The 21,198-nt window shown below is 71.5% G+C and carries 21 protein-coding genes; 9 read left to right on the top strand and 12 right to left on the bottom strand.

Going from position 1 to position 21,198, the window contains the following annotated elements:
* The first annotated feature begins 55 nt into the window (after positions 1–55).
* The 3 genes from AB0H64_RS10360 (at position 56) to AB0H64_RS10350 (ending at position 5,489) form a co-directional block, all read left to right on the top strand.
* Positions 56–1,342, top strand: a complete 1,287-nt coding sequence (locus tag AB0H64_RS10360; RefSeq protein ID WP_357622519.1) for a pyridoxal phosphate-dependent aminotransferase — start codon at positions 56–58, stop codon at positions 1,340–1,342.
* A gap of 141 nt (positions 1,343–1,483) precedes the next feature.
* Complete coding sequence (locus tag AB0H64_RS10355) at positions 1,484–2,128, top strand: GNAT family protein (protein WP_357622518.1); 645 nt, start codon at positions 1,484–1,486, stop codon at positions 2,126–2,128.
* Between the two features lie 316 nt (positions 2,129–2,444).
* Positions 2,445–5,489, top strand: coding sequence for a BTAD domain-containing putative transcriptional regulator (locus tag AB0H64_RS10350; RefSeq protein WP_357622516.1), 3,045 nt, complete (start codon positions 2,445–2,447; stop codon positions 5,487–5,489).
* Between the two features lie 318 nt (positions 5,490–5,807).
* Here AB0H64_RS10350 and AB0H64_RS10345 read toward each other — a convergent pair whose 3' ends face one another.
* Positions 5,808–7,217 carry a class I SAM-dependent methyltransferase gene (locus AB0H64_RS10345; RefSeq protein ID WP_357622973.1) on the bottom strand — a complete coding sequence of 470 codons (1,410 nt, stop codon included), beginning with the start codon at positions 7,215–7,217 and terminating at the stop codon, positions 5,808–5,810.
* Between the two features lie 160 nt (positions 7,218–7,377).
* On the opposite strand from AB0H64_RS10345, the gene AB0H64_RS10340 reads away from it, so the two are divergent.
* The gene (locus AB0H64_RS10340) at positions 7,378–7,680 is read left to right on the top strand and encodes a hypothetical protein (RefSeq protein ID WP_357622515.1); all 303 of its coding nucleotides are present in this window, start codon (positions 7,378–7,380) and stop codon (positions 7,678–7,680) included.
* Between the two features lie 23 nt (positions 7,681–7,703).
* Here the strand turns inward: AB0H64_RS10340 and AB0H64_RS10335 are convergent, their stop codons facing one another.
* Both AB0H64_RS10335 and AB0H64_RS10330 read right to left on the bottom strand, forming a co-directional pair.
* Positions 7,704–8,303, bottom strand: a complete 600-nt coding sequence (locus AB0H64_RS10335; protein WP_357622514.1) for a TetR/AcrR family transcriptional regulator — start codon at positions 8,301–8,303, stop codon at positions 7,704–7,706.
* A 26-nt stretch (positions 8,304–8,329) separates the two neighbouring features.
* Positions 8,330–8,812 carry a GNAT family N-acetyltransferase gene (locus AB0H64_RS10330; protein WP_357622512.1) on the bottom strand — a complete coding sequence of 161 codons (483 nt, stop codon included), beginning with the start codon at positions 8,810–8,812 and terminating at the stop codon, positions 8,330–8,332.
* Positions 8,813–8,872: 60 nt separating this feature from the next.
* Between AB0H64_RS10330 and AB0H64_RS10325 the strand changes: the two genes are divergently transcribed.
* Positions 8,873–9,340, top strand: a complete 468-nt coding sequence (locus tag AB0H64_RS10325; RefSeq protein WP_357622511.1) for a helix-turn-helix domain-containing protein — start codon at positions 8,873–8,875, stop codon at positions 9,338–9,340.
* Between the two features lie 480 nt (positions 9,341–9,820).
* Positions 9,821–10,492, top strand: a complete 672-nt coding sequence (locus tag AB0H64_RS10320; protein ID WP_357622509.1) for a hypothetical protein — start codon at positions 9,821–9,823, stop codon at positions 10,490–10,492.
* 109 nt (positions 10,493–10,601) lie between these two features.
* On the opposite strand, the gene AB0H64_RS10315 is transcribed toward AB0H64_RS10320, so the two are convergent.
* Complete coding sequence (locus AB0H64_RS10315; protein WP_357622507.1) at positions 10,602–11,249, bottom strand: VC0807 family protein; 648 nt, start codon at positions 11,247–11,249, stop codon at positions 10,602–10,604.
* A 240-nt stretch (positions 11,250–11,489) separates the two neighbouring features.
* Between AB0H64_RS10315 and AB0H64_RS10310 the strand changes: the two genes are divergently transcribed.
* A complete protein-coding gene (locus tag AB0H64_RS10310; RefSeq protein WP_357622505.1) occupies positions 11,490–12,305 on the top strand; it encodes an SURF1 family protein in 816 nt (271 codons plus the stop codon).
* Positions 12,306–12,503: 198 nt separating this feature from the next.
* The gene (locus AB0H64_RS10305) at positions 12,504–13,700 is read left to right on the top strand and encodes an amidohydrolase family protein (RefSeq protein ID WP_357622504.1); all 1,197 of its coding nucleotides are present in this window, start codon (positions 12,504–12,506) and stop codon (positions 13,698–13,700) included.
* Positions 13,701–13,720: 20 nt separating this feature from the next.
* On the opposite strand, the gene AB0H64_RS10300 is transcribed toward AB0H64_RS10305, so the two are convergent.
* The 3 genes from AB0H64_RS10300 to AB0H64_RS10290 all read right to left on the bottom strand — a co-directional run bounded on the left by AB0H64_RS10300 (position 13,721) and on the right by AB0H64_RS10290 (position 15,881).
* Positions 13,721–14,065: a YkvA family protein gene (locus tag AB0H64_RS10300; protein ID WP_310707840.1), complete on the bottom strand. Its 345-nt coding sequence runs from the start codon at positions 14,063–14,065 to the stop codon at positions 13,721–13,723.
* A gap of 66 nt (positions 14,066–14,131) precedes the next feature.
* On the bottom strand, positions 14,132–15,073 hold the full coding sequence (locus AB0H64_RS10295) for an LLM class F420-dependent oxidoreductase (RefSeq protein WP_357622971.1): 942 nt from the start codon (positions 15,071–15,073) through the stop codon (positions 14,132–14,134).
* Positions 15,074–15,212: 139 nt separating this feature from the next.
* Positions 15,213–15,881 (bottom strand): TetR family transcriptional regulator, encoded by a 669-nt coding sequence (locus AB0H64_RS10290; protein ID WP_310707838.1) that lies wholly within the window; start codon positions 15,879–15,881, stop codon positions 15,213–15,215.
* Between the two features lie 276 nt (positions 15,882–16,157).
* Between AB0H64_RS10290 and AB0H64_RS10285 the strand changes: the two genes are divergently transcribed.
* Positions 16,158–16,670 (top strand): hypothetical protein, encoded by a 513-nt coding sequence (locus AB0H64_RS10285; RefSeq protein WP_357622503.1) that lies wholly within the window; start codon positions 16,158–16,160, stop codon positions 16,668–16,670.
* Positions 16,671–17,106: 436 nt separating this feature from the next.
* On the opposite strand, the gene AB0H64_RS10280 is transcribed toward AB0H64_RS10285, so the two are convergent.
* The 5 genes from AB0H64_RS10280 to AB0H64_RS10260 all read right to left on the bottom strand — a co-directional run bounded on the left by AB0H64_RS10280 (position 17,107) and on the right by AB0H64_RS10260 (position 21,024).
* Complete coding sequence (locus AB0H64_RS10280) at positions 17,107–18,165, bottom strand: aspartate-semialdehyde dehydrogenase (RefSeq protein ID WP_357622501.1); 1,059 nt, start codon at positions 18,163–18,165, stop codon at positions 17,107–17,109.
* On the bottom strand, positions 18,162–19,436 hold the full coding sequence (locus AB0H64_RS10275; protein ID WP_310707835.1) for an aspartate kinase: 1,275 nt from the start codon (positions 19,434–19,436) through the stop codon (positions 18,162–18,164). Before AB0H64_RS10275 ends, AB0H64_RS10280 begins: the two co-directional genes overlap by 4 nt.
* A gap of 111 nt (positions 19,437–19,547) precedes the next feature.
* Positions 19,548–20,078 (bottom strand): DUF5063 domain-containing protein, encoded by a 531-nt coding sequence (locus AB0H64_RS10270; protein WP_175590160.1) that lies wholly within the window; start codon positions 20,076–20,078, stop codon positions 19,548–19,550.
* A complete protein-coding gene (gene recR, locus AB0H64_RS10265; RefSeq protein ID WP_175590161.1) occupies positions 20,071–20,670 on the bottom strand; it encodes a recombination mediator RecR in 600 nt (199 codons plus the stop codon). Before recR ends, AB0H64_RS10270 begins: the two co-directional genes overlap by 8 nt.
* A 3-nt stretch (positions 20,671–20,673) precedes the next feature.
* Positions 20,674–21,024 carry a YbaB/EbfC family nucleoid-associated protein gene (locus AB0H64_RS10260; RefSeq protein ID WP_175604103.1) on the bottom strand — a complete coding sequence of 117 codons (351 nt, stop codon included), beginning with the start codon at positions 21,022–21,024 and terminating at the stop codon, positions 20,674–20,676.
* Positions 21,025–21,198: the final 174 nt, after the last annotated feature.

Raw genomic sequence — 21,198 nt, 5'->3', positions numbered from 1 at the left:
AAAAGCCTCGCTTGTCCTGATGCAATACTTTACGCAGGCTGGGAACGTGACAAGGATGAGCATCACCCTCTCTGCCACATTGGCGGCCAACGAGGACATCGAGCGAAGACGGCGTGCCGGGGAGCGCGTGCTGAACCTGGCTTTCGGCGAGGCGGGCCTGCCGGTCCACCCGGCGCTGCGCGACCGGCTGGTCGCCGCGTCCGGCCGCAACGGCTACGGCCCCGTCGCGGGCGCCCCGGAGCTGCGCGACGCCGCGGCGGGCTACTGGGCCCGGCGCGGACTCCCCACCAACCCCGGCCTGGTCGTCTGCGGGCCGGGCAGCAAGCCCCTCCTGTACGCCCTGCTCCTCGCGATCGGGGGCGACATCGTCCTGCCCGCCCCGAGCTGGGTCAGCTACGCCGCGCAGGCGGACCTCGTCGGCTCCCGGTCCATCCTGGTACCGCCGCCCGCCGGCGAGGGCGGCGTGCCGGACCCCGGACGGGTCGCCGAGGCGGTCCGCCACGCCCGCGCGCGGGGCCGTACCGTGAGCTCCCTCCTCGTGACGCTGCCGGACAACCCGACCGGCCGCCTCGCCACCGCCGAGACGATCGGCCGGCTGGTGGACGTGGCCCGCGAGCTCGACCTCGTGATCATCTCCGACGAGATCTACCGCGACCTGATGCACGACCCCGCCCCGCCCTACACCTCGCCCGCCGACCTCGCGCCCGAGCGCACGGTCGTGACCACCGGGCTGAGCAAGAGCCTCGCACTGGGCGGCTGGCGGATCGGCGTGACCCGGCTGCCCGAGAACGCGCACGACCTGCGCGAGAGGCTGCTCGCGGTGGCCAGCGAGATCTGGTCGTCACCGGCCGCGCCGGTGCAGCAGGCGGCGGCCTGGGCGTTCACCGAGCCGCCCGAGCTGGCCGAACGCGTCGCGCTGAGCCGCCGCCTGCACGGCGCGGTCGCGCGGGCGGTCCACGCCCGCTTCGCCGCGGTCGGCGCCCGCACGCCGGAGCCGCAGGGCGGCTTCTACCTCTACCCCGACCTCGGCCACCTCCGCCTCGGCGGCTCGGCCGCCGTCACCCGCCTGCTGCTGGAGGAGCACGGCATCGGCGTCCTGCCCGGTCACGCGTTCGGCGACGACCCCTCCGCCGCCCGCGTGCGCGTCGCGGTCAGCCTCCTGTACGGCGAGACGGCCGAGCAGCGGCTGGCCGCCCTGGACGCCCCGAACCCCGTCACGCTGCCGTGGATCTCGGCCGCCCTGGACCAGCTCTCGGACGGCCTGTCGGGGCTCGCGGAGGGCCGCCCGGAAGCGGCGCGTGAACGACGGCCGGCGCTCGTGCCGACCGCATGTCACGGTTAGGCGAAATCTTCGCCCGGCGGGCCCGTCCGAAACCCGGAATCCCCCCGCTGACCTGGGCAAACACCATGTTGCCCGAAACCCGCCGAAGAAGGTGCTCGCGGCCTGGTCACAACGGGCCCGGTCAGCCCTCATCATGTGCTCATGCCCGCTCTTGTCACCCTGTCCGGGCGCCTCGTGCGCCTGGAACCTCTCAGCCCCGCGGCGATCGACGACCTCGTCGCCGCGGCGAGTGAAGACCGCTCCACCTATGCCTTCACTCGCGTCCCGAACGGCCGGGACGAGATGGTCTCCTACGTGGAGGCCGCGCTGGCTGAGCAGGCGGGGGGCCGCACGCTGCCCTTCGCCATCCGGTGGCTGCACACCGATCGCCTGATCGGTGCCACCCGTCTCATGAACCTGGAGTACTGGCAGGGCCCCATGCCCTGGCCTCCGGGCGCACAGAGCGTGGTGGGCGAGGTCCCGTCCGTGGCGGACATCGGCTACACCTGGCTGGGCGCATCGGCCCAGGGCACGGGTGTCAACCGGGAGAGCAAGTTCCTGCTGCTCTCACACGCCTTCGAGACCTGGAACGTCCACCGCATCACGCTCAAGGCTGACGTACGCAACGTCCGATCCCGGGCCGCCATCGAGGCCCTCGGCGCACACTTCGACGGGGTGCGGCGAGCGGAAAGCCGGGGCGCCGACGACACGGTCCGAGATACGGCGTTCTATTCGATCCTCCACTCCGAGTGGCCGGCCGTCCGTGAGCGGCTGGCGCGAAGACTCGGGCTGGTGGAGGCCGCGTAGGAACCATGTCCGCCAAGGCCCCGCCCGGATGATCAGGGCGGGGCCCGTATTCCGTTCCGGGAGGCATGACCGCCCCCGCGTCGTTCCGGGGCCATGCCTCACTTGATGCTCAGCATCCGCTCCGGTGCTCAACGCCCGATCAACACCGAATCAACGCCTTAACCCGGAAATACGAAGAGAATCCCGTCACCGCCCCTTTCGGCGAAGATCGCGATGTGCCGGAAGTTTTCCCGGCAGAGGGGCATGCCTATGTGTTAGGCAAGGTTCGCTCTATGATTTGGTAACAAATCGTTCCATTGCCCTGGAGACATACGGCATGGCTGGTCAGAGCGTCGAAGGCGGCATGCGGTTCGCCGTGCTCGGTCCCGTGCGCGCGTGGCGTGAGGGCGAGGAACTCGACCTGGGCACGCCCCTGCAGCGGTCCATTCTCGGCATGCTGCTCCTCCGCGAGGGCCGTGCGGTCACCCCGGCCGAGATGATCGACGCCGTCTGGGGGGACGACTCGCCGCCGAGAGCCCTCGGCGCCCTGCGCACGTACGTCTCCCGGCTGCGCACGGTCCTCGAACCCGACCGGCCCGCCCGGTCACGCCCCGAGCTCCTCACCTCGGTGGGACGCGGCTACGCGCTGCGCCTGTCCGACGGCGCGCTCGACCTCGTCCGCTTCGAGCGCGGCCTGCAGGAGGCGGAGGCGGCCCGCAAGACCGGACGGCCCTCCGCCGCGGCCGGGGCGCTGCGCGCCGCCCTCGCCCTGTTCGAGGGCGAGCCGCTGGCCGGCGCCGTCGGCCCCTACGCCGAGCACCAGCGCGACCGCCTCGTCGAGTGCCGGCTCAGCGCCATCGAGACGCTCATGGACGTGGACCTGGAGCTGGGCCGCCACGCCGACGTGGTGTCCGAGCTGATCGCGCTGACCGCCGATCACCCGCTGCGCGAGCGGCTGCGGGCCCAGCTCATGCTGGCGCTGTACCGGTGCGGGCGGCAGGGCGACGCGCTGGCCGTCTTCACCGAGACCCGCCATGCCCTGATCGACGAGCTGGGCATCGAGCCCGGCCCCGACCTGTCCGCGCTGCACCAGCGCATCCTCGCCGCCGATCCGTCGCTCGCCGCCGCCGCGCAGCCGGTCGCCGCGGTCGGCCCCGGGCCCGCGGAGGAGCCGGAGCCGCGCGAGGAGGAGCCGGTCCACGAGCTGCCCCGCCCGGCGCAGCTCCCGGCCACGGTGAGCGACTTCACCGGCCGCAAGGAGATCTCCGGGCGGCTGCGCAGGATGCTCTCGTCGCACGCGGCGGCCGAAGGCGTGCCGGTGGCCGTGATCTGCGGCATCGGCGGCGTCGGCAAGACCACGCTGGCCGTCCACGTGGCCCACGCCGCCGACGACCTCTTCCCCGACGGGCAGCTCTACGCCGACCTGCGCGGCTACACCGGCGAGGCGACCGCGCCCGAGTCGGCTCTGGGCGCGTTCCTGCGGGCGCTCGGCATCCCGCCCGACGTGATCCCCGAGGTGCCGGCCGAGCGGTCCGCGCTGTTCCGGTCACTGCTGGCCGACCGCCGCATCCTCGTCCTGCTCGACAACGCCCGCGACGCCGGGCAGGTCATCCCGCTGTTGCCGGGCTCGCCCGGCTGCGCCGCCATCGTCACCAGCCGGGTCAAGCTGGCCGACCTGCCGGGGGCGCGGCTGTTCGACCTCGACGTGATGGAGCCGGACGAGGCGCTGTCGCTGTTCGCGTCCGTGGCCGGGCCGGAGCGGGTCGCCGCCGAGCACGGGGCGGCCATGGACGTGGTGGCCGCGTGCGGGTTCCTGCCACTGGCCGTGCGGATCGTCGCGGCGCGGATGGCCGCGCGGCCGTCCTGGACGGTCGCCTCGCTCGTGCCCCGGCTCGCCGACGAGCAGCGCCGCCTCGACGAGCTCCGGGTCGGCAACCTCGCCGTGGAGGCCACGTTCGCCCTCGGCTACGGCCAGCTCGACCCCGCCCAGCAGCGCGCGTTCCGGCTGCTGTCGCTGCCCAACGGCCCCGACATCTCCGCCGGCGCCGCCGCCGCGGTGCTGTCGCTGAGCCCGTTCGAGGCCGAGGACCTGCTGGAGTCGCTGGTCGACGCCAGCCTGCTGGAGGCGCCCGCGCCGGGCCGCTACCGCTTCCACGACCTGCTGAAGCTGTTCGCCCGGCGCATCCTCGACCGGACCGAGCGGCAGCAGGCCAAGACGCTGGCGCTGCGCCGGCTGCTCGGCTTCTACCTGGCCTCGGCCCAGTCGGCGCACCGGCTGGCCTACGAGGGCAGCATGATCGCCGACAACCTCGTGGTGGTCGGCACGGGCCGGGCGTTCGGTGCGGCCGACGAGGCCGTGGCCTGGCTGATCGCCGAGGGCGACTCGCTGTTCGCCGCGATCAACCAGGCGGCGTCCGACTCGCGTACCGCCGAGGAGCTGCTGCCCGCGGCCGACCTGCTGGTGGCCATGGAGCCGCTGATGGAGTCGGGCACCCACACCCGCGAGTTCGACCACGGGACCCGGGCGGTCCTGGCCGCGGCGCTGCGCATCGGCGACGCCGGCAGCGAGCTGCGCTCCCGCTACGTGCTCGGCCGGGTGCTGTTCGCCGGCAACCGGCTGACGGAGGCCGAGGAGCAGTTCAGGACGGTCCACGAGCTGTCCGTGGAGCGCGGCGAGAAGATCGTCACGGGCGAGGTCAAGAACGCGCTCGCCGTCGTCGTCGGACGGCAGCGGCGCCACACCGAGGCCCTGTCGTGGTTCGACTCGGCCATGCGCTGGTACCGGGAGAACGGCGTGCCCGCCGGCGAGGCGCTGGTGCTCAGCTACTCCGCGCGCGACCATCTCGGCCTCAACCGGCCGGAGGACGCGATCGCCGCCGCCGAGAAGGGCCTGGCGATCTTCACGGAGATCGGCAGCGGCGCCGGCACCGCCCGCGCCCGCTACCACCTCGGCATCGTGCTGTCCCGCGTCGGCCGCCTGACCGAGGCCGTCCACCACCACGCCGAGTGCCTGGCGTTCTTCCGGGCGAGCAAGCAGCGCGTGTGGGAGCAGCGGGTGTGCTCGCGGCTGGCCGAGACGTTCATCGCCGCCAGGCGCTACCCGGAGGCCGTGCGCCACGCCGAGCAGGCGCTGGTCGTGTCGCGGGAGATCGGCCACCCGTACGGCGAGGCGCTTTCGCTGACCGTGCTGGGCAAGGCGCTCAAGGGCCTGGGCAGCACCACGCGGAGCACCGACTGCCTACGGCAGGCCTTCGACATCTTCTCCAGGCTCGGCGCTCCCGAGGCCGGGGACCTCAAGGTCCTCCTGGACTCCGCCGCCGCCCCCGCCCTCGTGGTCGAGTCCGTGGTCGAGTCCGTCGACGGGCCCGTCGTCGAGTCCTGAGTACAGCGTGTCGTCCAGTCGTGTCATCCACACATGGTTGATCAAGGCTGTCCTTAGGGAGTCACGAGCCCCCGTGACCGTTCGTCTGAGGAGTGGTGCAGCCCGGCCGGCCATCTCGGTCGCCGCGCGTCGCCAGGGGCCCGGATGTCGGGTTGCTCGGCGCGACGGCCAGCCGCCTCACACAGACGACCGGCCGGACCCGACACCGGCCTCGAACCCCCCGGGACCGGTGTCGTGCTGCAGAGCCTCCACCGGAGGGATCGACATCGGATCAACACCGGATTGCCGCACCGGTCAACGCCGTTGTGACTCGCGGAGTCAGAGCGTGAAGTAGCCCTCGGCGATGAGGGGGCGGAGGGCGTCGGCGCCCAGCACCTGGCCGTCGCCGACCAGCTCGGCGATCACGTTGAGCAGCGGGCCCAGCGCCAGGTCCCCGTCGCACACCCCGGCCAGCGCGGCCTCCACCGTGCCGACCTCGCGGCTGCGGCGCAGGCCGACCGTCTGGCGCAGCACGATCCGCATCGGGTCCTCGGCCCCGGGCAGCCCGACGCGCTCGTCCAGCAGTCCCTCGGCCGTGCGCAGCCGCGCCGTCTGGAGGTCCTCGACGCGGTGAGCCGTCGCGATGGCGTCGAGCACGTCGTCGACGTAGTCGCCCACCGGCAGCGCGACCTGGTGGGTGAGCCGCTCCAGGCGTACGACGGGGTCGAGCGTGCCGGAGTTGCGCATGGAGATCCAGCCGAAGCCGACCGCCTCCACCTTCGCCTCGTCGAACCACGACAGCCAGCGGTCGTAGTGCTCCGTGTAGCCGGGGGTGCCCTGCTCGGCCGCGTCACGCAGCCACAGCTCGACGTACTCGGCGGGGTCCTGGACGTCGCGCTCCACCACCCAGGCGTCGCAACCGGTGCCCGCCAGCCAGCCGCCCACGCGGTCGCGCCAGTCCTCACCCTCGACGTGCAGCCAGTTGGCCAGGAAGTGGGCCTGGCCGCCAGGGCTGAGGTGGCGGGGCGCCTGCCGTACGAGGTCGCGGCAGAAGTCGTCGCCGTCGCCGCCCGTCTCGCGGTACGTCAGGTGGCCGCCCGGCGAGACGACGAACGGCGGGTTGGACACGACCAGGTCGAACAGCTCGTCCTCGACCGGCTCGAACATCGACCCCGTGCGGGCGTCCACCCCCGTGATCCCCGACAGCTCCCAGCTCAGCCGGGCCAGCTCGACGGCGCGCGGGTTGACGTCCGTGGCGGTGATCTCCCCGGCCCGGCCCGCCAGATGCAGCACCTGCACGCCGCAGCCCGTGCCGAGATCAAGGGCCCTGCCCACGGGGCGGCGGCTGGCGAGCTGGGCGAGGTTCGCCGAGGCGCCGCCCGCGCCCACCACGTGGCCGGGGCGCAGGGCCGGGTCGCCCGGTCGCACCTTGCGGTCGGAGACCACGTAACCGCCGGTCTCCCACGGCTGGAGATGCACCTCGGCCCGCACCATGCCGTCGCCGGCGCCTCGGTCGGGGCCGACCAATCCGCACTCGCGCACCACCGCCGGCACCCGGTCGGCCGGAACCGGGACGCCGAGCCACCACAGCCTGATCAGCGTGCCCAGCGGATCGCCGTCCGCCGTCACGCGCAGCGCCGGCACCAGCTCCTCACGCGCCAGCGCCGAGGCCGCCACGTCGCCCAGGCGGTCGCGGACGCCGTCGATCGTGTAGCCGTTCTCCAGCAGATGGTCGCGCAGTCGTGCCAGTTCCACAGGTCCATCCTTTCACCGCAAAGGCCCGCGCATGATCCGATACCCACAGTGACCGTACTGTGACCGAGATACCCAAGCGTTCTGCAAGCGCGGGACAAGCCGGGCGCGATATCTCTTAGAACCCAGCTCGCCGTTCGCAAGAGGAGCGGAACCCATGCTCATCCCGTGCCTGGCCTGCGAGTCCCGGTTCGTGCCCGACGAGTACTTCCGCGCCTGCTCCGACTACAACCGCGGCCTGGACCTGGTGTCGTGGACCTGCCCGCGCTGCGGCAACCGCGACGACCTCCGGGTGCTGCCCGGCGAGCTCGGCTTCGGCTGCCCGCACCGGGGGCGGTTCGACGTGCACGCCCGCGTGCGGGTGCCCGGCCTGCGCAGGCAGCGCGGCGACCTGCGGCTGGACATCTCCCTCGACAAGGCGTGCTGGCGGGTGCCCACCCGGGTCCGTCAGGTCGCCTGAGGCCTTCCGCGCTCCCTGCCGGATCAGCTCTCGGCGCGCTGGCGCAGGCTCTGCCAGGCGGCCTCGCCCAGCCCTCTGATCTCCTCCTCCGTCGGCGTGTGGGCGCCGGCGAACCACAGCCGGCACATCTCCTGCGCCGGGCCGAGCCACAGGACGTAGCACATGGTCGGGTGCACGGGCTGGAGCAGGCCGTTGCGCATGTGCGGCCGCCACCAGTCGGAGACGCGGCGGAAGAATCCCCTGCGCTGCTCGGCGACCTCGGCGCCGCCCGGCTCGTGCTTGCGCGGCGGCCGCTCGCTCACGAGGAGCCTGGCGCGCTCGGGGTGCTCGCCCGCCCAGCGCATGTGGAGGGCGACGACGGCCTCGATGCCGTCGCGGGCCGACTCGTGCTTCTCCAGCTCGGCGATGAACGCCTCCTGGTAGGCCTCGAGGATCTCGGAGTACAGCACGCCGAAGACGTGCTCCTTGCTGGCGAAGTGGTGGTAGAAGCTGCCGACGCTGACGCCGCTCTCCTCGCGGAGACTGGCCAGCGTGGTGGCCGAGACCCCGTCCTGGCTGAATCGGCGCAGGGCTCCCTCGATGATCCGGGTACGCCCGTCGCGTCCGTTCTTGGCGCTCTTCACATTGTCAATGGTGATGCACCAGAACGTTATTCCGCAAATACGGGCGTCCGATTGATCATAGCCGTCACCTCGACGGTCCCGGAAGCGACCTTCATCGTGGCGTCGGGCCACTGCCTGCGGATCATCCTCAGCGCCCGCCGGTTCTCCCCCAGGACGTCCATCCCGACCGTCGTCGCGCCGCGTACGGCGGCCCTGAGCAGCAGCGTGTCGATCAGCCGCGGCCCGAGCCCGAGTCCCTGCCACTGGTCGGTCACCACGACGGCGATCTCCACGTCGGCCGCGCCGCCCCGGTAGCTCATGGCGTGACCGATGATCTCGCCGTCGAGCGTGGCCACCAGGGCGTCCCGTCGCTCGTCCAGCGCGACGAGCGCGCGCACCATGCTCGCGGCCGGGCGGCTGAAGCCGGTGAAGAAGCGCAGCGTCCGGGTCTGCAGGGAGAGCCCGGACAGGAAGCGCCCGATCCGCTCCACGTCGTCGGGGCGGGCCGGGCGAATCTGAGTTCCTAACATGGACTCAGCTTCCCGCGTGACGCCTGAGTCTGTCAATTGAACTCAGGTATGATATGACGCATGATCCTGCCTTTCCGGGCTGAAAACTGCTCCATCGAGCGCACCCTGGAAGTCGTCGGGGAGAAATGGACGTTCCTGGTGCTGCGTGAGGCGTTCCGAGGGGTACGCCGCTTCGCCGACATGCAGGTCGCCACCGGCGCCCCCCGTCAGGTCCTGAGCGCCCGGCTCGCCCGGCTGGTGGAGGAGGGCCTGCTGCGGAAGGAGCCGTACCGCGAGCCCGGCCAGCGCCAGCGTGACGAGTACCGGCTGACCGACAAGGGCCGCGACCTCTATCCGCTGCTGGTGGCGCTCATGCACTGGGGCGACAAGCACCTCACCGACGCCGGCGGCCCCCCGATGCTGCTGACGCACCGCGACTGCGGCGCCGCGATCGAGCTCCACCTGCGCTGCGAGGAGGGTCACGACGTCGAGGGTCCCCGCCAGGTCACCGCCCTGCCCGGCCCGGGCGCCCGCCTCCGGACGGCATAGGAGCTGTTTCTTGGATCTGCTGACGGTCTGCGTCTGGCAGTGGCCGTACGCGTTCCCCGTGACCGGTCTCGATTTGGATGTACCTGCGGGTAGTGACGCCCAGCCAGCCGACCCGCCAGCGAACTGACGGGGACGATCCCAACCTCTGGACCGTTCATCACGGCCAGGTCATGCTGAACGGCGTGAGCAGCCCTCTGGCGAACTCGGAATTCCTGGTCCTGCGGTTCGATCGGCGTGACGCCGGCCTGCAGGTGGTCGACAGTCTCGGCTACAGCGCGGCCAACCAGGCCGACGCGGTCAACGGCGCCAAAGCTGCCGTCGAGCAGGCGCGCGGCCTGCCGGTGGGGTTCATGGTGGTGGACCCAGCAAGGCGAGGGCCCGGACGGCGAGCAGCATGTGCTCACCGTGCCAGAGGTGCTGGACCAGGTCGAGCAGGTGGATTCCCGGGCAAAAAGATCCACACACCTGGAGGCGACTGACATGCCCATGAAGACGGTCTTCGACGTACGCCTCCAAGGCCAGCTGGACCAGCATCGCCTCAACCGGTTCCGCAAGCTGCTCAACCTCACCCCGCGGGGGCGGCTGACCGACACCGAGGACATGGAGTTCGGCAACCGCACGCTGCGCGACACGCCCGAGGAGTGGGTGTGGCTGACCCTCTGGCGGGCCACCGACCACGACTGGGACATCCGGCTGGTCTTCGCCGGACCCCCGTTGCCCCAGCCGGAGATCACCCGGTGCCTGGCGCAGATCCTCGGCGCCGCGTCCGCGCTCGGGCTCACCGTGACCAGGATCTGGCCCGAGCCCTCCGAGCCGATCCCGGCGCCGGAACCACTGGAGCTGCCCACGCGGCGGGCACTCTCGGTGCGTCTCGACGGCGAGCGGCTCGGAGGGCTGCTCGACATCCCCGTGCTCGACAAGCTGCAGCGGGCCTTGGGCCTGAACCGGGAGCGCGAGGCGACCGAGTTCGGCTGGCGCTACGTCCGTTGGGACCCGCCCCGCGATTCAGTGCTGCTGCAGGTGTTCGACGGTCCCGGCGGCACGGAGGTCACGCTGCTGTTCGACGCACAGCCGCCGGCACCGGACGTCGTGGCCGACGTTCGGCAGCGGATCGCGGCGGCGGCCGAGGCCGGCCTACGCGAGGTCGGCTAGGAGCACCCCGTTGATCACCATCCGGTGAACGTTCCACCGGCCACCACGCAGGCCGCCGACTGGCAGCAACGGCACCAACCGCTCCCACTCGGCGGTCTTTCGCGGCGGCTCAGGCGGTCGGGCGGAGGGCGCGCAGGCAGCGGCGGAAGTCCAGCAGCGTCAGCAGCGCCGCCCCCGACAGCAGCACCGCGACCGCCGACGTCCGGACCAGCAGGTACGTCTCGATCGTCTGGCTCAGCAGCAGCCACAGGCTCAGCGACGCGTTGCCGAGCTGGGCGCACCCCCAGACGAGCGACTGCCGCGTGAAGAAGCGCCGCATGACCGGCTCCTCCAACACCTGCGCCGGCAGCGGCACGAGGTCCTCGGCCACCCGCCGGGCCAGCGGCTTGCGCACCCGCGCGGTCCCCAGGAAGCCCGCGCTCGCGCAGAACACGCCCAGGGTCGGCTGGAGGAAGAACAGCACCGGGCTGTCCGCCAGCAACGCCAGCACCGCGCGCACGGTCACCATGCCCGCGGCCAGCAGCACCCCGCCCGGCACGCTCCTGCCTCGGACCAGCCGGTAGAGCACTCCCCCGTACACCCAGGTCACGGCCACCACCACGCCCCCGGCGAACCCGGACACGACCAGGCCCACGTAGAAGACGGCGACCGGGAGGATCATTCCCTCGAACACCCGCGGAACGGCGTGGCGGAGCAGGGCGGTGAGCTTGGGCAGCTCGAACACGTGCCCCTCGGGGGGCGCGGCAAGCACGGTCATGGGGCTGCTGGAGGGCCTCTCGGGGGTGCGGCTGGAGGGGAGTCCGCGGTTCCCGTGCGGGCCGCGCGGCACGAATCACGACCGTACGCGATGAACTGGCTTTCGGTAAGGGTTTCGACCGGATTGCGATAAGGTCACGCCCGCGCCACGACGGACGGTGTACGGTCCGTCCCCGTCGCGTCGCGCGAGGCGAGGCGAGGCAGGTGAGGAGGCACAGGGGGCGGTGCCTACCCTTGAAGGGTGTACCGGTTCCTGCTGACGCCCCGCTGGGTCGCGCTCCACGTCGTGGTGCTGCTCGTGATCCCCGCCTTCGTGTTCCTGGGACGCTGGCAGTTCGGACGGTTCGAGGAGCGCTCGGCCAACAGCCACCAGGTCACTGCCAACATCGAGGCCGCGCCGGTGCCCCTGGAGAGCCTGGCCGCCCAGAGCGTCAAGGAGTCCGACCGCTACCGCACCGTGACCGCGGCCGGCACCTACGACGCCGCCCACGGGCTGGCGGTGCGCCGACGTCCCCAGGACGGCCGGGCAGGCTTCTACGTGCTCACGCCCCTGGTGCTGGGCGACGGCCGGGCCGTGATCGTCAACCGCGGCTGGGTGAAGGCCGGCGCGACCGCCGACACCCCGCCGGACGTGCCCCCGCCACCGGCAGGTCAGGTAACTGTCACCGGAAGGCTACGGCTGAGCGAGACCGAGGAGTCCAGCGGCATCAGGGACCGCCCCGGCCTGCCGCCCGGCCAGGTCCTGCTCATCAACGCGGCCTCGATCGGCAAGGGCCTGCCGTACCGGCTGGTCGACGGATACGTCGAGCTCACGCAGCAGAAACCGGCCACCGATCCCGCGCCCGAGCCCGTCCCCGCCCCGGACGTGGGCGCCGGAGGTGGCCTCAACCTGGCCTACGGCGTGCAGTGGTGGCTGTTCATCGGCGTGGCCGTCGGCGGCTGGATCCTGCTGATCCGGCGCGAGGTGGCCGACCGGAAGAGCCGCGAGGACGACGACTCCCCGGACGATCCCGCGGCCGGCCCGGCGAGCCGGACTGAGTCGATCTCCGGTGGGTAGGGGGCGCCCCGGGGTTCGCGTGAGCGGCACCCTCACGGAGCGGACCCCACACGGTCCGGGACCGTCCGTCATCCCCCTCCAGGCGGTCCCGGGCCCCGGGGACCGAGCCGTGCCGGGCGTCCGGCGGAGCCGCGGTGGATACCCAACGGAGACGTCGCAGCTTGTTCGACGTTATCCCGCCGTCGTACGGTTACCTGCGTGACTACGCCGCTGCTCCCCGATCCGGATCCGAGGCGGCGCGACTATGTGATCATCTCCGCCGACGATCACCTGATCGAGCCCCCTGACCTCTTCGAGGGCCGGCTCGCGGAGAAATATGCCGAAGTCGCGCCCAAGGTCGTGGAGACGGAGGCCGGTCACCAGGTCTGGCGCTACGGCGGCGCCACCTACCCGTGCGCGGGCATGGACGTCGGCGCCGGCCTCCCCCGCGAGCAGTGGACCCTGGATCCCATCCGGTTCGAGAACATGCGCCCCGGCTGCCACGACATCGAGGCGCGCATCGAGGACATGGACCTGGCCGGCGTCTGGGCGGCCCTGTGCTTCCCCGGCATGCTGGCCAACCAGGCCGGGATGCCGTTCGCCAAGACGCGCGACCAGGAGCTCGGCCTCGCCCTCGTCCGCGCGTGGAACGACTGGCACATCGACGTCTGGGCCGGCACCTACCCCGAGCGGATCATCGGCCTGCAGCTGCCCTGGCTGCCGGACCCCGACGTCGCCGCCAAGGAGATCCGGGCCAACGCCTCGCGCGGGTTCAAGGCCGTGGTGTTCCCCGAGTTCCCGACGCGGCTGCGGCTGCCGTCGATCCACACCGGCCACTGGGACCCGTTCTTCGCCGCCTGCGAGGAGACCGGCACGGTCGTCGCCCTGCACACCGGGGCGTCGAGCTGGTCGCCCGTGCCCTCGCCCGACACGCCCATCGAGGCCATCACCACGCTGATCCCGACGAGCGCGATGTTCGCCTGCGCCGACTGGCTGTGGTCCGGCGTGCCGCTGCGCTTCCCCAACCTGCGGATCCTCATCGTCGAGGGCGGCGTGGGCTGGCTGCCGCTGCTCGCCGAGCGGGCCGACTACGCCCTCGACCACCCCGTGGCGGGCGAGGCGCAGTGGGACGGCGGCCTCAAGCCCAGCGAGGTGCTGCGCCGCAACTTCTTCTTCGGCACGCTGAACGACCACGCGCTGTCGGGGGTACGGCTGGCGGTCGGGCTCGACCACGTGCTCCAGGAGAGCGGCTACCCGCACTCCGACTCGACCTGGCCCGACACGCAGCAGTCCGTCGCGCGCAATCTGGGAGCGCTGCCACCCGCCGACATCGCCAGGGTCGCGTACGGCAACGCGGCCCGGCTGTTCGGTCACCCGCTGCCGTCACGCGCCTGGCTCCGCATGGAGGAGATCTAGCCGCCTCGGGACCTGCTCGTCTAGGCGTCGAGCGTGCCGTGCACGACCTTGCGCTCGTGGTCGAGGTAGCGGCCGCTCTCGCCGAGCAGGGACGCCATCAGCCAGAGGAAGACCCCGAAGTCGTCCGCGACGCCGATCAGGACGAGGAAGTCCGGCACGAGATCGATCGGGGAGATCAGGTAGAGCACGCCGAGGCCCATCATGGCCAGCTTGCCCTTGCCCATGCCCGCGTACCGGCCGCTCATCACCGCGCCGATCAGTCGCGGGATCGCCCGCAGGCGCGCCATCACGCCGGGGGTGCCGGGCTTCTTGACGTCCCGGTACACCCGCCAGGCCGCTGCGGCCCGTGCTGCTTTCGCCATCATGCGCCCCCTCTACCCCGGCCTCTCACGACATAACGCGTTAGCCGGGGCCCGGAGTTCCCCGGGAGGTCAGGCGGTGGGGGCGAGATCCCGTACGGCCTGCTCCAGCGGCACCTCACCGCCGGGAACGGGCGCGAGGACGGGCGTGTCCAGCCCGTTGGCCACGTACTCGCGGATCCGGGCCCGGCACGTCGCAGCGTCCCCGTGCACCACCAGCGCGTCCACCACGTCGTCGGGGATCGCCTTGAGCGCCGCCTGCCGGTCGCCCGCCGCCCAGGCCTCGCGCATGGGCCGCAGCACCTCGCCCCGCCCCAGCCACTCGTGGAAGGCCGCGTACACCGGAACGGTCAGATACGCGGCGAGCATCCGGCGGGCCAGCGCCCGCACCCGGTCCGCGTCCTCGCTCACGCACACGAACAGCCGCGCGATCAGCTCCGTGTCCGGCCCGATCTCGGCGCGCACCTTCCGGACGTCCTCGGGCGCGAGCCAGTTCGTGATGGCCCCGTCCGCCTCCTCGGCCGCCAGCCGCAGCATGCGGGGCCGCAGCGCCGCCAGCACGATCCTGGGCGGCTCCACGGGCGCCCGCTCCAGCCTGAACCCGCTGATCTCGAACGTCTCGTACGTCTCGGTCACCTTCTCGCCCGCCAGCGCCCTCCTGAGGAAGCGCAGCGTGTCCCGGGTCCGGGCGTACGGCTTGGCGAACGTGCCCGCGTTCCAGCGCTCGACGATCGCCGGCGAGGACGACCCGATGCCGAGCACGAACCGGCCGGGCGCCAGGTCGGCCAGCGTGGCGGCGGACATGGCCAGCAGGCCCGGACCGCGCGTCGAGACGGGCACGATCGCCGTGCCCAGCCGCGCCTGGGGCGCCCACTGCGCGGTCAGCGCCAGCGGCACGAACCCGTCCACGCCGCTCACCTCGGCCGACCAGACATCGGTGTAGCCGAGGGCGGGCAGCCCTTCGACCAGCTCGCGCGACTCCGCCAGCGAGCGATCCTGGAAGGGAAGGGTCATGCCCCAGCTCGGCCGGGTGGCGTGCCCGGTCGTGTGCCCGGTCGTGCGCTGGGTGGTCTGCTCCGTCATCGCGGCCTCCGGCTCGGCGTCCGTACCCCGGCGACCATACCAACCGGGCGGTATGCCGTCGCGGAGAGGCTCACGCCCGCAGCTCGTGCACCGCCGCGATGAAGTCCTTGGTGATCCCCCGCAGCCCCGGCAGGTGCGACAGCCCCACCAGCCGGTCCACCAGCGGCACGGTCACGTCGATCAGCCGGTACGTGCGCTCACAGCCGGGCGAGGTGTCGTGCACCCAGAACAGCACCATGCCCATCGACAGCAGCCACAGCAGCTCGGGCAGCTCCTCGCGCAGGTCCTGGTTCATGCGGTCGCGCGAGCCCTCGACGACCTGCCGGTAGATGGCGATCGACGCCTCACGCGCCGGCGAGGTCTGCGCGCTGAACGGGCTCAGCGGGTTGGTGGGCTCGGCCGCGTGCTTGAAGAACTTCACCGCGAACTCGTGGTACGGCTCCGACACGCGTACCCACTCGCGCAGCACGCCGCTGAGCCGTGCGGCGAAGGAGGTCTCCGTGTCGAGCAGCTCGCGGCAGGCGACCTCGTGTTCGGTCTGGGCGCGGTCGTAGTACGCCTGGATCAACGCCTCCTTGCTCTCGAAGTAGTAGTAGGCGTTACCCACGGACACCCCGGCCTCGGTCGCGATGGCGCGCATGGTCGTCGCGTCGAAGCCGCGCTCCCGGAACAGTCGCAATGCCGTCTCGACGATGACCTCTCGGGTGCTCTCCGATCCTCGGTTTCGGGCTTCGGACACGCTCGTCACTTTACGGGTTCGCACCGGGTCAGGTCATGGAGCCGCACGGTGATCGCCGCCACAAGGCAAAATCCCTGAGAGACGGGAGTTAGCCGGTGTGAAGCATGGGATTGATGTTTTCAGGCGGAAGGGCTATTTCCGCGAAAAGGCACCGACATGTGGATACGTGGAAGAGTGCGGCCCCTGCTGGCCGCGTTCCTCGGCATTGAGATCTCCATAATCGCGTTGGCGTCCGCTGCTGCGGCCGCTCCCAGGACAGGTGACGGGGAGCAGCGGATGACACCGCAAGTGATCATCAGGTCGTACTCCGTCAGCCTCCCGCGACGGGGTTCCGCCAAGCACCGGGCATCGCAGACGCCGGACCTGGAGCAGGTCCGCGCCCGCAACGCGCCGATGGTGCGGATGTCGCACGACCTCGCCGCCGGCTTCCTGGAGGAGGCGGGGATGCGCTACAAGTCGTCCGGGCACTGCACGAACCGGAAGGTCTTCACCTGTACGTCGCTGGAGTCCGTCCGAACCGGGACGATCAGCCGGATCATCGAGCTCAAGGAGGAGAGCGACTGCCGGATCACGGTGACCGGCGGCACCGAGGTGGGCCACGCGCCGGGCCGCTACAGCCACGGCGCCGGCTACAAGCTCGACATCGCACACAACCGCTGCATCGACCGCTACATCACCGACCACTACTCGCGCATCGAGACCCGGGGCGACGGCTCGCCTCTGTACCGCTCGGAAGCCGGCACCGTCTTCGCCGACGAGCCGGACCACTGGGACATCCTGTTCCGCTGACGGCTCCGCCGCCCGCCTGGGGGCGCACTCGGTGAGGACCGTCCTGTCCCACCGCATCGAGGCAGGACCGCCGCGGCCACCCGGTCGCACCGCCGCACGGCCCCGCCCGGCAGAACCCGGGCCACCACCACACCAGCACCCGGCGCCACCGCGCCACCCGTTTTGGTACGCACACGCCGCCACACCGGCACGCGTACGGAGCCTGCACGCGCAGCGCCATCCCAGAACCCGGCACCGCACACACGCCCACGGCCCACGGCCCACGGCGCCGCACGCACGGCCCTGTGCGCCACGCGCACGGCCTCGCGTCCCACGCGCACGGCCCTGTGCCCTACGCACACGGCCCTGTGCTCCATGAGCGCAAACAGGTGCAAGGAGCCACAAAAACCTCAACGGGCCGCGGCCAACAGCCGCGGCCCGACGAGCAGAGCCGGCTCTACAGCTCGCGCGCGACCAGCTCGGCGATCTCCGCCGCGTTGAGGGCGGCGCCCTTGCGCAGGTTGTCGCCGCAGACGAACAGGTCGAGCGTGTTGGGGAAGTCGAGCGCCTGCCGGATCCGGCCCACGTAGGTGGGGTCGCTGCCGACCACGTCGAGCGGCGTCGGGTAGACCCCGTTGGCCGGGTCGTCCATGAGCACCACGGTCGGCGCCGCCTCCAGCACGCGGTGGGCGTCGGCGACCGTGATCTCCCGCTCGAAGCGGGCGTGGACGGCCAGCGAATGCGTGGTCACCACGGGCACCCTGACGCAGGTCGCGGAGACCTTGAGGCCGGGGATGCCGAGGATCTTGCGCGACTCGTTGCGGAGCTTGATCTCCTCGGAGGCCCAGCCGCCGTCCTTGTACGAGCCCGCCCACGGCACCACGTTGAACGCGATGGGCGCCGGGAACGGCGAGTCGTCGGACAGCTTGTTGGCCAGGACCTTGCGCACGTCGCCGGCCGCCTGGCCGACCGAGCGGTCGCCGGCCAGCGCCTCGACCTCGTCGTACAGCCGGGCCGGGCCCGCCACTCCGGCGCCCGACACCGCCTGGTAGGAGGCGACGACCAGCTCCTGGAGGCCGTACTCGGCGTGCAGCGCGCCCATGGCGGCCATCATCGACAGCGTGGTGCAGTTGGGCGTGGAGATGATGCCCCGGGGGCGCTGACGCGCGTCCTGCGGGTTGACCTCGGGCACGACCAGCGGGACGTCCGGCTCCATGCGGAACGTGCCGGACTTGTCGATCGCGATGGCGCCGCGCTGGGCCGCGATCGGCACCCACTCGGCCGCCACCTCGTCGGGGACGTCGAAGATGGCGATGTCGATGCCGTCGAACACCTCGGGGGCGAGGGCCTGGACGACGACGTCCTCGCCGCGCACCTTCAGCGTCTTGCCCGCCGAGCGCGGGGAGGCGACGAGACGGATCTCGCCCCAGATGTCGTCACGGGTCGACACGATGTCGCGCATGACGGTGCCCACGGCGCCGGTGGCGCCGATCAGGGCGAGGTTGGGCCTGCTCATCGTCCGGTACCTCCGTACACCACGGCTTCGACCTGGTCGGCGTCGAGGTCGAAGGCGCTGTGCGCGGCCGCCACGGCCGCGTCGACGCCGTCCTGCCCGACGACCACTGAGATGCGGATCTCCGAGGTGGAGATCATCTCGATGTTGACCCCCGCGTCGGCGAGGGCCGCGAAGAACGTCGCGGTGACGCCGGGGTGGGACCGCATGCCCGCGCCGATCAGCGAGACCTTGCCGATCTGGTCGTCGAACAGCAGCGACTCGTAGGCGATGTCACCCTGGATCTTCTTCAGCGCCGTCAACGCGGTCGAGCTGTCGGCCGTGGGCAGCGTGAAGGAGATGTCGGTGCGGCCCGTCGCCGCGGCCGAGACGTTCTGCACGATCATGTCAATGTTGATCTCGGCGTCGGCCAGAGTTTTGAAGATCGCGGCAGCCTCGCCGACCTTGTCGGGCACCCCGACAACGGTGATCTTGGCCTCGCTCCGGTCGTGCGCGACGCCGGAGATGATCGGCTGCTCCATCTCGGTTCCTTCGGTGTAAGGGTCGGAGACGACCCAGGTGCCTTCCTTGGTGCTGAACGAACTGCGGACGTGGATCGGCAGGTCGAACCGGCGCGCGTACTCGACGCACCGCAGGTGGAGGATCTTGGCCCCGCAGGCCGCCATCTCCATCATCTCGTCGTACGAGATCCTGGGGATCTTGCGTGCCGGGGGGACGATGCGCGGGTCGGCGGTGAAGATGCCGTCCACGTCGGTGTAGATCTCGCACACGTCGGCCTGCAGAGCCGCCGCGAGCGCCACCGCGGTCGTGTCGGAGCCGCCCCGCCCCAGCGTGGTGATGTCCTTGGTGTCCTGCGAGACGCCCTGGAACCCGGCCACGATCGCGATGTGGCCGAGGTCGAGCGCCTCGCGGATGCGGCTCGGCGTCACGTCGATGATGCGCGCCTTGCCGTGCGTGGAGTCGGTGATCACGCCCGCCTGCGAACCCGTGAACGACCGCGCCTCGTGGCCCAGGTTGGCGATCGCCATCGCCAGCAGGGCCATCGAGATGCGCTCGCCGGAGGTCAGCAGCATGTCGAGCTCGCGGCCCGGGGGCAGCGGCGACACCTGCTCGGCCAGGTCGAGCAGCTCGTCCGTCGTGTCGCCCATCGCTGAGACGATCACGACGACGTCGTTGCCGGCTTTTTTCGTCGCGACGATCCGCTGCGCGACCCGCTTGATGCAGGACGCGTCGGCGACGGACGAACCACCGTACTTTTGCACAACGAGCGCCACGAGAGTCTCCCGATTCGGACTGTGAGCTGTCAGTCTACTGGGGGCATCTCATGCCGCTGCTGGCTCATACCACTATGTGGGACGCCCAGGTCCTCTCCGTGGACAGCCGGATCAGACCGCCGTGGTCTCCTCCGCGACGTCGAGACGGGAGTGGGCGGCCAGCGCCTGAAGGGCCCGCATGGCCGCGCCGGCGTGGTTGCCCCAGGTGTTGAAGTAGGAGTACTGCCACCACCACAGCGCCTCGTGCGGCCGGCCCGCCTGGTAGTGGCGCAGCCCGTGGATCAGGTCGGCGGCGACCGCGGTCAGGTCGTCGGACAGCCGGTACGGCGTGACGTTGGTGTCCTTGTACGGGTCGAACACCTCGGCGTAGTCGTCCACCGCCCCCAGCCGCTCGGCCAGCGCGGTGCGGACACCGTCGATGTCGGGGTCCTCGCTCAGCGGGGGCTCGTTGTTCCCCGAGAGGATCACGTCCTCGTTCGCGCCGAGCTTGGCCCCCGCCAGGCTCATCTGGGCCACCTCGACCAGCAGCAGCGACCAGATGGCGTCGCCGCCCTCGCCGCCCGCGACCCTCGTCAGGCCGTCCAGGTAGTTCTGCGCGTGCGCCGCGATCTCCTCGGCCAGCGCGCTCCACTGGTCAGACATCCAACAGCCTCCGTCCTTCGAACGCCCGGCCCAGCGTCACCTCGTCGGCGTACTCCAGGTCACCGCCCACGGGCAGGCCGCTGGCCAATCGTGTCACCTTCATGCCCATCGGCTTGACCAGCCTGGCCAGATAGGTCGCCGTCGCCTCGCCCTCCAGGTTGGGGTCCGTGGCGAGGATCAGCTCCGTGACCCGGCCGTCGGCCAGGCGCGTCATGAGCTCGCGGATGCGCAGATCGTCGGGCCCGATGCCGTCGATCGGGCTGATCGCTCCGCCGAGCACGTGGTAGGTGCCGCGGAACTCGCGCGTCTTCTCGATCGCGACGACGTCCTTGGACTCCTCCACCACGCAGATCACGTGGGTGTCGCGGCGCGGGTCGCGGCAGATGCGGCATTCCTCCTCGGACGCGACGTTGCCGCAGACCCGGCAGAACCGGGCTTTCTCCTTGACCTCCAGCAGAGCGTGCGCCAGCCGCTTGACGTCGGCCGGATCTGCCGCCAGCAGGTGGAACGCGATGCGCTGCGCGCTCTTCGGTCCGACCCCCGGCAGCAGCCCGAGCTCGTCGATGAGGTTCTGGACGACGCCTTCGTACATGGTCTAGAACCCTGGCAACTGACCGAGACCGCCGCCGCCGAGCCCCTGCGCGAGCGGACCGAGCTTCTCCTGCTGCAGGTCGGCCGCCGCCCGGACCGCGTCGCGGACGGCGGCGATCACCAGGTCGGCGATGGTGTCGGCCGTGTCCTGCGGGTCGCCGGCGTCGACGACACTTGGATTGATCTTCAGCTCCAGCAGCTCTCCCGAGCCGTTGACGACCGCCGTGACCAGGCCGCCGCCGGCCGAGCCCTCGATCTGCGCGTCGTTGAGCTCCTGCTGGGCGCTCACGAGCTGCTGCTGCATGAGCTGAGCCTGCTCCAGCAGCTGCTGCAGGTTGACATCCCCTGGGTTCACCGTCGTGCGCTCCTCGTGGCTCCGCGTTCTTGACTGCCACGAGCCTACGGTGTTTGGGGCCCGTCATGTACTGGGGGCTTACCAGTGTTTCGCCCTCGGGGGGTTTTGTTCGGCCGGGTCCCGGCCCCCCTCCAGTGTCCGAGACCCGGCCGGGACGCCGGCCGGAGCGGCCGC

This window comes from Nonomuraea sp. NPDC050733 (assembly GCF_040654215.1).
Taxonomy (GTDB): domain Bacteria; phylum Actinomycetota; class Actinomycetes; order Streptosporangiales; family Streptosporangiaceae; genus Nonomuraea.
The sequence above is the reverse complement of the archived record's forward strand: the minus strand, read 5'-3'. Positions and strand labels throughout refer to the sequence as shown.

Excerpts from the sequence above, each read along its gene's own strand:
- recR (WP_175590161.1), bottom strand. The coding sequence starts at position 20,670 with ATGTACGAAGGCGTCGTCCAGAACCTCATCGACGAGCTCGGGCTGCTG.
- AB0H64_RS10315 (WP_357622507.1), bottom strand. The coding sequence starts at position 11,249 with ATGACCGTGCTTGCCGCGCCCCCCGAGGGGCACGTGTTCGAGCTGCCC.
- AB0H64_RS10300 (WP_310707840.1), bottom strand. The coding sequence starts at position 14,065 with ATGATGGCGAAAGCAGCACGGGCCGCAGCGGCCTGGCGGGTGTACCGG.
- AB0H64_RS10360 (WP_357622519.1), top strand. The coding sequence starts at position 56 with ATGAGCATCACCCTCTCTGCCACATTGGCGGCCAACGAGGACATCGAG.
- AB0H64_RS10355 (WP_357622518.1), top strand. The coding sequence starts at position 1,484 with ATGCCCGCTCTTGTCACCCTGTCCGGGCGCCTCGTGCGCCTGGAACCT.
- AB0H64_RS10320 (WP_357622509.1), top strand. The coding sequence starts at position 9,821 with ATGCCCATGAAGACGGTCTTCGACGTACGCCTCCAAGGCCAGCTGGAC.
- AB0H64_RS10340 (WP_357622515.1), top strand. The coding sequence starts at position 7,378 with ATGCTCATCCCGTGCCTGGCCTGCGAGTCCCGGTTCGTGCCCGACGAG.
- AB0H64_RS10280 (WP_357622501.1), bottom strand. The coding sequence starts at position 18,165 with ATGAGCAGGCCCAACCTCGCCCTGATCGGCGCCACCGGCGCCGTGGGC.
- AB0H64_RS10330 (WP_357622512.1), bottom strand. The coding sequence starts at position 8,812 with ATGTTAGGAACTCAGATTCGCCCGGCCCGCCCCGACGACGTGGAGCGG.
- AB0H64_RS10270 (WP_175590160.1), bottom strand. The coding sequence starts at position 20,078 with ATGTCTGACCAGTGGAGCGCGCTGGCCGAGGAGATCGCGGCGCACGCG.
- AB0H64_RS10285 (WP_357622503.1), top strand. The coding sequence starts at position 16,158 with ATGACACCGCAAGTGATCATCAGGTCGTACTCCGTCAGCCTCCCGCGA.
- AB0H64_RS10295 (WP_357622971.1), bottom strand. The coding sequence starts at position 15,073 with ATGACCCTTCCCTTCCAGGATCGCTCGCTGGCGGAGTCGCGCGAGCTG.
- AB0H64_RS10325 (WP_357622511.1), top strand. The coding sequence starts at position 8,873 with ATGATCCTGCCTTTCCGGGCTGAAAACTGCTCCATCGAGCGCACCCTG.
- AB0H64_RS10350 (WP_357622516.1), top strand. The coding sequence starts at position 2,445 with ATGGCTGGTCAGAGCGTCGAAGGCGGCATGCGGTTCGCCGTGCTCGGT.